The organism is Actinoplanes sp. NPDC048988 (assembly GCF_043197815.1).
In the GTDB taxonomy this organism is placed as follows: domain Bacteria; phylum Actinomycetota; class Actinomycetes; order Mycobacteriales; family Micromonosporaceae; genus Actinoplanes.
Genome location: NZ_JBICTW010000004.1, coordinates 735,481 through 746,072 on the forward strand (window position 1 = coordinate 735,481; position 10,592 = coordinate 746,072).

Consider the following 10,592-nt stretch of genomic DNA (forward strand, 5'->3'; position numbering starts at 1 on the left):
AGAGCTATGTCTGATGACGTGCTGTGGAATGTCATCGCCACGGGAAAGCTCGGCACCGTCGCGACGATCAAGAAGGACGGGCGGCCGCAGCTGTCCGACGTCAGCTACATCGCCCTGCCCGGCCTGGTCCGCTTCTCGACCCGCACCAGCCTGGCCAAGGTTCACAACCTGCGCCGGGACCCCCGGGTCAGCATCAAGGTCACCTCGGCCGACGGCCACGGCTACGCGGTGGGCGAGGGTACGGCCGAGCTGAGCCCGGTCGCCTGGCGGCTCGACGACCCGGTCGTCGAGGAGCTGATCGAGATCTACCGCCTGATCGCCGGACACGAACACCCCGACTGGGACGACTTCCGCCGGGCCATGGTCACCGACGGCCGCCTGGTCTGCTCGATAAAGGTGGAACACCTTTACGGCTGGGTTCCCGCTTGATAGTTCTCACCCGTCAGCAGGCGCGCCGGACAGCCGTGCGCGCCCAGCTGCTCACCCGGGACCGCCCGGCCGGCCTGCCCGAGCTGGTCGGCCATCTGACCTTTCTCCAGTACGACCAGACCAGCGCCGTAGCGCCCAACGCCGACCTGATCGCCTGGAGCCGCCTCGGTAGTTCGTACCGCCCGGAACTGCTCACCGAAGCGCTCGAAGACCGCACCTTCATCGAATTCAAGGGCCTGATCCGCCCGTACGACGATCTCGCGCTCCTGAAGGCCCGCATGGCCGCCTGGGACGATCCCGACGACCAGTTCAGCCACCCCCGGGCGTACGCCTTCGTCACCGCCAACGCCGCCTGCCGCCGCGACATCCTGAGCCGCCTCGACGCCGGCGGCCCACTCCCGGCGTCGGAGCTTCCCGACACGTGCGAGGTCCCCTGGTCGTCGTCGGGCTGGAACAACAACCGCAGCCTGACGATGATGCTGGAGTGCCTGGCCTCCCGCGGTGAGATCGCCATCGCCGACCGCGACGGCCGCGAGAGGCTGTGGGACCTGGCCCACCGGGTCTATCCGCCGGAGACCGTCGGTGAGCCCGAGGCCACCCGGATCCGCGACGAGCGCCTGCTCCGCTCCCAGGGCCTGCTCCGCGCCAGGCGCGGCTTCGAGGCGGGCGAGCCGGCCACCGTCACGGGCGTACGCGGAACCTGGCGGGTCGACCCCGCGTACCTCGATCTGCCCTTCGCCGGCCGCACCGCGCTGCTCTCCCCGTTGGACCGCCTCGTCTTCGACCGCAAACGCCTGCTCGACCTGTTCGCGTTCGACTACACCCTGGAGATGTACAAACCACCCGCCAAGCGCAAATGGGGCTACTGGGCCATGCCCATCCTGCGAGGCGACCGCCTGATCGGAAAGCTGGACGCCACCGCCGACCACGCCCACCGGGTCCTCCGGGTCGACGCCGTCCACCAGGACGCCCCGTTCGACCGGGCGACCACCGCCGCCGTCCAGCGCGAGATCCGCGACCTGGCCGCCTGGCTCGGCCTCGACCTCGACCTGCCGGCCGGCTTCAGCACCTGATCGAGCCGCCGGGCTCCTTCTTCTCGGGGTACATGGTGATCACGACGTCGTTGACGCCCGGCATCTTGCCGGCGGCCTTCATCGGCCCGCAGTCGAACGTCGTGCCCTTCCAGCTGAGGCGGTAGGACTCCGGCAGGCTGTTCGGGCCCACCTTGGCCAGGAACTCCGGGTCGTCCTTCCACAGCTCCTTGAAGCGGGCGAGCGCCTGGGCCTTGGTCTCGAAGACCACCTCGCCCTGATGCGGCGCCTTCTCCAGCTGGTCGCGCAGGGCCGTCCTCTGCGCCTCGGTCGCGTCCGCCTTCAGGAACACCGAGACGCCGTACGACCGTTCGACCGGCTTGCGGAAGCCCGAGTGCAGCAGGTATCCCACCCCGCCGCCCGCGCCCGCCAGGATGCCGAGCAGGGCGATCAGGACGGCGACCGCGATCAGGACGGCCCGGGAGGTTCGGGGCGCGGAAAGGACTTCGGGTTCGGTCACGCCGGGCATCGTATAGAAGAGCTCGCACCCGTATTGCACCCGAGAACTCAGCCGCGGCACAGCCGAAACCTTCAAAAGACGCGCCCGCAACCCGATCTCCGGGGTACGACCACCGTCCCAGACGACCGGAGCTCAGATGGCAGGCAGCATCGCAACACGCCGCTGGTACGTGGCGTGTGCGCTGACCGGCGCGCTCGTCGCCGTCTTCGCCGTGATTCTCGGCGCGGGCTTGGGCGGGCGGGACGTGACGAGCACGGTCTCGAACTTCGGGCTCTGCGCCGCGGCCGTGGTGGCCGCGGTCGCCTGCCTCGGCCGGGCCCGCTCGTTCGGCGGGCGGATGCGCGTGGGCTGGGCCCTGATCGGGCTCGGCGTGCTGAGCTGGGGCCTGGGCGAGGGGATCTGGACCTACCTGCAGATGGCCCGCGGCGAACAGCTGCCGTTCCCGTCGGCCGGGGACATCGGCTACCTGGGCATGACCCTGCTGACGCCGATCGGCCTGCTGGTGCTGCCGAGCCGCGCCCAGGGCATGGCCAACCGGGTCCGCAGCGTCATCGACGGCCTGATGGTCGCGACCTCGCTCGTCCTGATCGCCTGGATCTTCGTGGTGTCGCCGCTGCTGGAGAACGGCGACGGCAGCGGGCTGGCGCTGTACATCAGCCTGGCCTACCCGCTCGGCGACGTCGTCACGATCACGATCGTGCTCTTCATGCTGGCCCAGCAGCGCCGGCACGGCCGGACGTTCGGGCAGCTGGCGCTGGTCGGCGCCGGCATCTCGGCGTTCGCGGTCTCCGACATCGCGTACGCCTATCTCAGCCTCCTCGACCGCTACAGCTCGGGCGACCCGACCGACATCGGCTGGTTCGCCGGCTTCGTACTCATTCTGCTGGCCGCGGCCAAGCCGGTGCCGCCGGCCGCCGAGGACGAGGAGACCGACAACAGCCAGCCCGTCGGCATCCTGCTGCCCTACGTGGCCGTGCTGGCCGCCCTTCTGACCTCGGTCATCTGGTACGCCAAGACGGGGCACAGCAACATGTTCATCGCGTACACCAGGTCCGCGCTGATTCTGCTGATCGTCGGCCGCCAGCTGCTCACCCTGCGGGAGAACCGCAACCTCACCCGCACCCTCGAGGCCCGCGTCGCCGACCGTACGGCCGAGCTGTTCGCCAGCGAGCAGCGGTTCCACGCACTCGTGCAGCACAGCTCGGACGTGGTGACCGTGGTCAGCCCGGAGGCGGACGTGCTCTACCAGAGCGAGTCGGTGCAGCGGGTCTTCGGCTACCCGGCCCGCGTGTTCACCGGCCGGCGGCTCACCAAGATGCTCGACCCCGAGTCGGGTCTGCGGCTGGCCCAGGCGCTGCGGCACGTCGCCGGGCGGCCGTACGCGACGACCGTGCTCGAAGTGGTGGTCCACCACCGTGACGGGCGGGTCCGCCAGGCCGAGATGACCATCACCAACCTGCTCAGCGACCCCAGCGTGGCCGGGCTCGTGCTCAACACCCGCGACATCAGCGAGCGCAAGGAGTTGCAGGACCAGCTCGTCCACGAGGCGTACCACGACGCCCTGACCCAGCTGGCCAACCGGGCGCTGTTCCGGGAGCGGGTCAGCGAGGCCCTGCGGAACCGGGCCGACGGCGGCGAGGTGACGGTGCTCTTCCTCGACCTGGACGGGTTCAAGGAGGTGAACGACAGCCTCGGGCACCTGGCCGGCGACCAGCTGCTGGTGCAGGTGGCCGATCGCCTGCGGTCGTCGGTGCGCTCGGACGACATCGTGGCCCGCTTCGGCGGCGACGAGTTCGCCGTCCTCATCACCACCGCGCCCGGCGGCGCCGCCGACGAGGCCGAACAGGTCGCCCAGCGGATCATCGACGCGCTCGACACGCCGTTCGGCGGCGAGAGGCGCGACATCCACGTGCAGGCCAGCATCGGCCTGGCCTCGGCCGACATGCTCGGCGACGCCAAGGACGGCGCCGAGCAGCTGATGCGCAACGCCGACCTCGCCATGTACAAGGCGAAGTCGGCCGGCGGGAGCGGCTACGCCACGTACGACCCGGAAATGCTCTCCGGTCTCGTCGCCCGCCTCGAGCTCGAGGCGGACCTGCGGCTCGCGCTCGAACGGCACCAGCTGCACCTGCACTACCAGCCGACGATCAACCTGGCCACCGGCGAGGTGATCGGCTTCGAGGCGCTGGCCCGCTGGGAGCACCCGACGCGCGGTCTGATCCCGCCGGCCGAGTTCATCCCGATCGCCGAGGCGACCGGTCTGATCGTGCCGCTGGGCCGGTGGGTGCTGCGCGAGGCGTGCCGGCAGGCCGTCGAGTGGTCCCGTGAGGGCGGCCGCCCGGTGAAGATGGCGGTGAACGTCTCGGTGCGCCAGTTCGACCGGGCCGACCTGGTCGAGGTCGTCGGCGCCATCCTGGCCGAGACCGGCATGCCGGCCGATCAGCTCTGCCTCGAGATGACCGAGAGCGTCCTGATGAGCGACACCGACGACAATCTGGAGCAGCTGGTACGGCTGAAGGCGCTCGGTGTCACGCTGGCCATCGACGATTTCGGTACGGGATATTCGTCGCTGGCCTACCTGCGGCGCTTCCCGGTCGACACGCTGAAGATCGACCGCTCGTTCGTGGAACGCCTCGGCGCCCTGACCGACGACACGGCCCTGGCCGACACGATCGTGCAGCTCGGCAAGAGCCTGGGCATGGACACGGTGGCCGAGGGCATCGAGGAGGTCGTCCAGCTCGAGGCGCTGCGGGAGATGGGCTGCCACTTCGCGCAGGGCTACTACTTCTCCCGCCCGGTCCCGGCCGACGAGGCCGGCCCGCTGTTCGTCCAGGGTGCCCGTGTTACTAGCTGACCGGCACCGCGGCACCCACCGCGCCACCGGCCCCGGCGGCCTGCGCCGGGCCGGCCGGCTGCGGGAACTGCTCGTCACCGGCGTCGTCGACTCGTTCGGCATGGCCCTGGGCTGGACGTTCGTGGTGCTCATGGGCACGGCCCGGGGCGGCCTGGGCGAGGCCGCCCTGTACAACGCGGCCATGCTGGTCGGCACGGTGCTGTCGGCCCCGGCCGCCGGCTGGCTGTCGAGCCGCCTGAACGGCCGGGCCCTGCTGCGCACCGCGGCCGGGGTCGAGCTGCCGATGCGCTTCCTGGTGCTGTTCGGCGTCGTCACCGGCCTGCCGGCCTGGCTGGTGGCGGCCCTCATCCTGATCATGCACACGGCCGCCTGGGCCGGCTACGCCGGGCTGCGAGCCGAGGTGACAGCGGTGGACGCCTCGCCGCGCACGATGACCCGCTTCGTCATCTGCATCGTCGGCGTGGAGGCGGCCGGCACGGCGCTGGCCGCCCTGCTGCCGTCGGGCCCCGACGGCCGCCCGGCCGGTTGGCTCCTGCACGCGGTCTTCGTGGTCTTCCTGGGCACCCTGCTGCCGGTCATGCTGATCGCCCGCCGGGCCCGGATCATCCCGGCCGGCTCGGTCTTCCCCCGCTCACCGGCCCGCGGCCGCCACGCGAAGCCCGGCTGGCGCCTGCCCATGCCCCGCCTGATGCTGGCCGGCGGCGGCGTCATGCTGATCGCGGCCGGCCCGTCCCTGCTGGCCGTCCCGGTCACCGAGGAGCTGTTCGGAAGCGGCTGGGTGGCCGGGGCGGCGGTGGCGTTCTGCGCGGGAACGCTGCTGGCCGACACCGCGGTGAGCTGGCTCGAACGCCTCGGCCTACCGGCCGTCCTGCGCTGGTCCCTGTGGGGCCTGGGCATGCTGGCGGGCTGGATCCTGGCCCCGCTGTACGCCCCGTTCGTCCTGCTGGCCCAGTTCACGGCCGGCTTGGCCACCACGGCGTTCGAGGGCGACATGGACGCCCGGGTGGCCGCCGAGTCCACACCGGGAACCCTGACCCGCGACCTGGCCTACAGCGCCTCGATCCGCGCCCTGGGCGGAGCGGTCGCCGTACGGGCCCTGCCCATGCTGATCGCCGCCCCCGCCATCGGCCTGGCCGCCAGCACCAGCGCCCTGATCCTGGGCGCCCTGTCCCTGCTCATCTGGGCCGGCCTGACCACGGCCCCTCACCTGTTCCGCCGCTTCGCCCACTGACCGCGGGCCGTGTCGCCCCGGCCTGTCGACCGCGCCACCCCGGCGGCCTTCACCGACTGCTACTGACGTCTCAGAAATCGGCGGGCAGGCGTGCCCTTGTGCCAGTGATTGATTGTGCCTTCATCTACGGCGTGACAGCTTCGACCGGAGCCGTCGCCGTTCGAATGGCCTACGCCCGCTGCCGCAAGTGCCTTGGTAGCCCTTATCGGGCGGAAGTCATGACATCCGCGCTGCTAAGCGCACCGCGGATGCCGTGGCGCGAGCGGCCGTCAGGTCGCGGGTCGCGCCGGGCAGTGTTCTCGGAGTGGTACGGCCACCGATGATCGTCGGCGGATCCAGCCCGATCCGATGATGCGATCCAAGTGCCGAGTCGGCAGGGTCACAGGTCAGTGAAGGACCTGCACCGGTCATGGAGAACGTCGATTTGGATACTCCGAGGCACTCCCCCAAGCTGCTGGCCCTCGCGACGACGCTGTTACCGGGTGTCGTCTCGTTCATCGCCATCAAGGTGTGGGGCGACATCCCGGATGCGGTCTACCGGCTGGAAACCGGTGTCGCCTACTTGCTCGCCCTGTTCCTGGCCGGCTATTTCGGGTTCATTGTTTTCACTAGTCGGCGATTCCACATCATCACCGACCTGGTCGCTTTCTTCCAGGGCATAGCGAATGGCCGCACACTGCCGCTCGCCCTCGGTGCGGCCGTTCTGCAATACGGGCTGTTCCTGCTGGCCGTGCACGCTGCGACGGCCGGGATGCTCGCCGTCGGCGAGCCGGCCATGCTGCAGGGACGGCCGCAGTACAACGATCCCGGGTTGGACGAAGGCCGCAAGCTGGTGCAGACCCGGCTCGCCAGTGTTCCCGGAACGAGCCACTCGTTCAGCAGGGTCTACGGCACCTCCAACGACGACGCCATCTACGTCGGTGGCGCGAACGGCAGCTACAACGATTTCCCGAGCCGGCTGAACGACGTGTTCACCGTGGTGGAGGACGGCAAGGTTCGCGACATCTGGGCCGTCGATCCGGGCCCGCTCGGCGGCGCGGCCGCATGCGGCAACCTGTCGGCGTTCGGCATTGACGCCGGGGTGTGCGCGTGGGTCGATCGCGGCACCATCGGCGAACTCGTCTTCTACCATTCCGACGCCGACCGGGCGGCCCGCCTGCTGCCCGCAACCCGAGCCGAGCTCGAACAGAAGGGCTGAACTCGGCTCAGCGCGGCGCTCACCCGCTAAGCGTCGCGCTTCAGGATGTAGGTGTCCATGATCCAGCCGTGGTGGTCGCGGGCCTCCTGGCGGGTGGTGACGATCTCGTCGGCCACCTCGGAGACGCGGCCGGAGCGGAGGATCTCGTCCGGCGTGCTCACGTAGGCGCCCCAGTAGATCTGGGCGTCCGGGTGGGCCGTGAACGCCTGCTGGGCGTCCAGCATCACCACCACGTCGTCCACTCCGTCGGGCCAGCCCTCGGCCAGGCGGCGGCCCGTCGTCACCTGGAAGGGGCGGCCGACCCGGTTGAGGGGCACCCGGTGCTTCGCGGCCAGGGCCGAGACGCTGCTGATGCCGGGGATCACCTCGTACTCGAACTCGACGTTGCCCCGGGCCAGGACCTCCTGCACGATCGCGATCGACGAGTCGTACAGGCCGGGATCGCCCCACACCAGCAGTGAGCCCTGCTGGTCCTCCTTCAGGTGCTCCAGGATCAGTTCCTCCACCACCAGGGCGCGGCGGCTGCGCCAGTCGGCGATCGTGCCCTCGTAGTCGGCGGGGGTGCGGTCGCGGTCGGGGTCGCGGCCCTCGACGATCTTGCGGGTCGGCTTGGAGTAGCCGCGGATGATGCGTTCGCGCAGGTCGACCAGGCTCTGCTTCGCCTCGCCCTTGTCCAGGACGAAGAAGACGTCCGTACGGCCGATGGCCTTTGCCGCTTGCAGGGTGAGGTGGTCCGGGTCGCCGGCGCCGATCCCGATCAGACAGATTTTCCGCACCTGGGCAAGTGTGCCGTAGCGGCGCCGGGGATACGCCTCGCGGGGGTCGACTTTCGGACGGTTCCCAGCCGCTCACCTTGGGTGCATCTTGGTGTGAGGAGGTGGACGCCGTGAATGACGACCTGCGGCTCTACCTGGCCGAGGAGGGCGCCGACGCCGAGCGGCTCGACCTGCTCACCGGCCAGGTCCGTGACCAGATCGGCCTGCTCGACGTGGACGATGTGCGCCGGCTCACCTCGGCCGAGGCGCCACCGGCCGGGGCCCGGGCCATCGACGTCGGCGCGGTCGGCGCGCTGCTGGTGATGCTCGGCAATTCGGCCACCGGGCTCAAGGAGGTCGTCTCGGTGGTCCGCGGCTGGCTCGGGCACGGCGACGGCACCCGCCGGACCGTGCGGCTGGAGCTGGGCGGGGACGTGCTCGAGATCTCCGAGGCGAGCGAGGCCGAACAGCAGCGGCTCATCGAGCTGTTCGTGCGGCGGCACGAGCCATGAGCCGCAAGGCCCTCATCGTCGCCAACGACTCGTACGAACACGAGGGTTTCCGCCGCCTGCTCGCGCCGGCCGCCGACGCCTCGGCTCTCGCCCACGTGCTGGGAGACCCCAACATCGGCGATTTCGACGTACGGGTCGTGAGCAACGAACCGGCCTACGTGATCCAGGAGCGCATCGAGGACCTGTTCGCCGACAGCCGCCCCGACGACGTGCTGCTGCTGCACTTCTCGTGTCACGGGCTCAAGGGGGAGTCGGGGGAACTGTTCTTCGCCACGACCAACACGCGGCCGAACCGGCTCGGCTCGACCGCCGTCTCGGCCGACTTCGTGCAGCGCTGCATGCGGTCGAGCCGGTCGCGCAGTGTCGTGCTGCTGCTGGACTGCTGTTACGGCGGGGCGTTCAGCCGCGGCGTGCGGGTGCGGGCGGCCGGCGACGTCGACGTGCTCGACAACTTCCCCGGCGGCAGCCGCGGCCGGGCGGTCATCACCGCCTCCAGCGCCATGGAGTACGCGTTCGAGGGTGACCAGCTGGCCGACGACCAGAGCCGCCCGTCGGTCTTCACCTCCGCGCTCGTGGAGGGCCTGGCCACCGGGGAGGCCGACCGGGACCAGGACGGCTGGGTCTCCCTCAACGAGCTCTACGACTACGTCTTCGACCGGGTCCGCGAGCGCACGCCGCATCAGACCCCGAGCCGCGACATCGAGATGCAGGGCGAGTTGTACGTGGCCCGCAGCCGCCGCCCGATTCCGGAGGTCCGCCCGCCGGCCGCCGACCCGGCCGAGCAGCCCGCCGCGCCCGGCCACCGCCGCCGCCTTTACGCCTGGGCGGCCGCGGGCGTGGCCGTGCTCGCCGCCGGCGCGGTGGCGTCGACGCTGCTGCTGACCGGCTCGGACGATCCGCCACCGGCCACACGGGACGGCCCGCTGCCGGCCGGCAACTTCGAGGCGGCGGCGCCCTGGCGGCTTCTGATCCGCGACAACATCCAGGGCAACGACGCCGGTTGTACGGTCACCATGGTCCACAACGACAGCGGCCAGCCCCTCCCCCTGCCGACGGCGATCTACGGCCCGATGTCGTTCCAGGTCCAGCGCGGCGGCACCTTCAACTGGTCGGTGAACGACCCCGGCTGCCTGACCACGCTGCAGTCCGGCCCGGGCAGCGCCACCCTGCCCTTCGTGCAGACCACGCTGGGCGACACCGACGCCTTCACCGCGCCCGGCCCGATCACGATCGAGGTGATCGACTTCCACGGCAACAACACCTGCGACTTCACCCTGCGCGACGCCACCACCGGCCAACAGCTCGACTTCGGCACGGTCCCGAAGGGCGGCGCCCCCCTCACACTCAACCCGGGCGACACCGAAAAGGTCTACCTCTGGAACCAGTACTGCACGGCCCGGCTCACCTCGACCTAGCCGACGACAGCCTTTTGGAAGCTACTCCGCTCGCTCTGCGGGAAGGCGCGGTCTGCCCAACCCGCCAAGGGTGCCAGTTAGATTTCCCGCCCATGCCGACACGGCTGAGGAGCGACTAGGCGCTCCGGGCCGCCGCCTCGGCCCGTCCGATAGGAGCCGGATTTGGGTAGATTGTCGATGAGTTCCGCAGGTAGTCACACAACCGCGAGGGCTCAGGTGTTGCTGCGAGCGGGGGGCAACTCGGCGCGGTCGGCCTCTGGGGACTGAGTGACCGAACGGTCGTCTACGCGTTCGGAACGCTGTGTTTCATCGCGGCGCTGACCGCACTCGCGGCGGCGTGGGTCATGCGGCGGCAGCACGGCCGGCGGGGTCGCTCGCCGCGTCACTGACGACCGTCCTGCCAGCTGTTCGATACGGCAGCGCGTCACAGCCGAGCCGCGCCCCCGTCTCCACTGGACCGCAGTTCGAAAGCGTCGGAATATCCGCCGGGACGACGAACCGCCTAGGGCGTGTCCTGCCGATCAGCGAAGCCAGATCAGAGCGGCGATGAGCAGCACCGATGACCGGTAGAGGGCGGCGCGTTTGGCGTAGCGGGTGGCGAGTGCCCGCCACTGCTTCAACCGGTTGAAGCAGCGTTCCACGACGTT

9 protein-coding genes and 1 pseudogene are annotated in these 10,592 nt (G+C 70.5%); 7 read left to right on the forward strand and 3 right to left on the reverse strand.

Annotated features, from left to right (window positions below; translation table 11 throughout):
- Positions 1-6 precede the first annotated feature (6 nt).
- Both ACGFJ7_RS17810 and ACGFJ7_RS17815 read left to right on the forward strand, forming a co-directional pair.
- The gene (locus ACGFJ7_RS17810; RefSeq protein WP_360240829.1) at positions 7-429 is read left to right on the forward strand and encodes a PPOX class F420-dependent oxidoreductase; all 423 of its coding nucleotides are present in this window, start codon (positions 7-9) and stop codon (positions 427-429) included.
- Positions 426-1,502, forward strand: coding sequence for a DNA glycosylase AlkZ-like family protein (locus ACGFJ7_RS17815; protein WP_392642724.1), 1,077 nt, complete (start codon positions 426-428; stop codon positions 1,500-1,502). Before ACGFJ7_RS17810 ends, ACGFJ7_RS17815 begins: the two co-directional genes overlap by 4 nt.
- Here ACGFJ7_RS17815 and ACGFJ7_RS17820 read toward each other — a convergent pair.
- Positions 1,492-1,980, reverse strand: a complete 489-nt coding sequence (locus ACGFJ7_RS17820; RefSeq protein ID WP_360240835.1) for a permease-like cell division protein FtsX — start codon at positions 1,978-1,980, stop codon at positions 1,492-1,494. The genes ACGFJ7_RS17815 and ACGFJ7_RS17820 overlap by 11 nt on opposite strands.
- A gap of 136 nt (positions 1,981-2,116) precedes the next feature.
- Here ACGFJ7_RS17820 and ACGFJ7_RS17825 point away from each other — a divergent pair, with 136 nt between their 5' ends.
- The 3 genes from ACGFJ7_RS17825 (at position 2,117) to ACGFJ7_RS17835 (ending at position 7,263) form a co-directional block, all read left to right on the forward strand.
- Complete coding sequence (locus ACGFJ7_RS17825; RefSeq protein ID WP_392642725.1) at positions 2,117-4,834, forward strand: putative bifunctional diguanylate cyclase/phosphodiesterase; 2,718 nt, start codon at positions 2,117-2,119, stop codon at positions 4,832-4,834.
- Positions 4,821-6,065: a hypothetical protein gene (locus ACGFJ7_RS17830; protein WP_360240841.1), complete on the forward strand. Its 1,245-nt coding sequence runs from the start codon at positions 4,821-4,823 to the stop codon at positions 6,063-6,065. Before ACGFJ7_RS17825 ends, ACGFJ7_RS17830 begins: the two co-directional genes overlap by 14 nt.
- Before the next feature lie 409 nt (positions 6,066-6,474).
- The gene (locus ACGFJ7_RS17835; RefSeq protein WP_392642726.1) at positions 6,475-7,263 is read left to right on the forward strand and encodes a hypothetical protein; all 789 of its coding nucleotides are present in this window, start codon (positions 6,475-6,477) and stop codon (positions 7,261-7,263) included.
- 26 nt (positions 7,264-7,289) lie between these two features.
- Here the strand turns inward: ACGFJ7_RS17835 and cobF are convergent, their stop codons facing one another.
- The gene (cobF, locus tag ACGFJ7_RS17840; protein ID WP_392642727.1) at positions 7,290-8,039 is read right to left on the reverse strand and encodes a precorrin-6A synthase (deacetylating); all 750 of its coding nucleotides are present in this window, start codon (positions 8,037-8,039) and stop codon (positions 7,290-7,292) included.
- Positions 8,040-8,149: 110 nt separating this feature from the next.
- On the opposite strand from cobF, the gene ACGFJ7_RS17845 reads away from it, so the two are divergent.
- Positions 8,150-8,530, forward strand: coding sequence for a hypothetical protein (locus ACGFJ7_RS17845; protein ID WP_392642728.1), 381 nt, complete (start codon positions 8,150-8,152; stop codon positions 8,528-8,530).
- Positions 8,527-9,945 carry a caspase domain-containing protein gene (locus ACGFJ7_RS17850; RefSeq protein WP_392642729.1) on the forward strand — a complete coding sequence of 473 codons (1,419 nt, stop codon included), beginning with the start codon at positions 8,527-8,529 and terminating at the stop codon, positions 9,943-9,945. The genes ACGFJ7_RS17845 and ACGFJ7_RS17850 overlap by 4 nt, the downstream gene beginning before the upstream one ends.
- Positions 9,946-10,466: 521 nt before the next feature.
- Here the strand turns inward: ACGFJ7_RS17850 and ACGFJ7_RS17855 are convergent.
- Positions 10,467-10,592, reverse strand: a pseudogene (locus ACGFJ7_RS17855) (IS5/IS1182 family transposase); the annotation flags it as partial.

Excerpts from the sequence above, each read along its gene's own strand:
- ACGFJ7_RS17810 (WP_360240829.1), top strand. The coding sequence starts at position 7 with ATGTCTGATGACGTGCTGTGGAATGTCATCGCCACGGGAAAGCTCGGC.
- ACGFJ7_RS17825 (WP_392642725.1), top strand. The coding sequence starts at position 2,117 with ATGGCAGGCAGCATCGCAACACGCCGCTGGTACGTGGCGTGTGCGCTG.
- ACGFJ7_RS17835 (WP_392642726.1), top strand. The coding sequence starts at position 6,475 with ATGGAGAACGTCGATTTGGATACTCCGAGGCACTCCCCCAAGCTGCTG.
- ACGFJ7_RS17850 (WP_392642729.1), top strand. The coding sequence starts at position 8,527 with ATGAGCCGCAAGGCCCTCATCGTCGCCAACGACTCGTACGAACACGAG.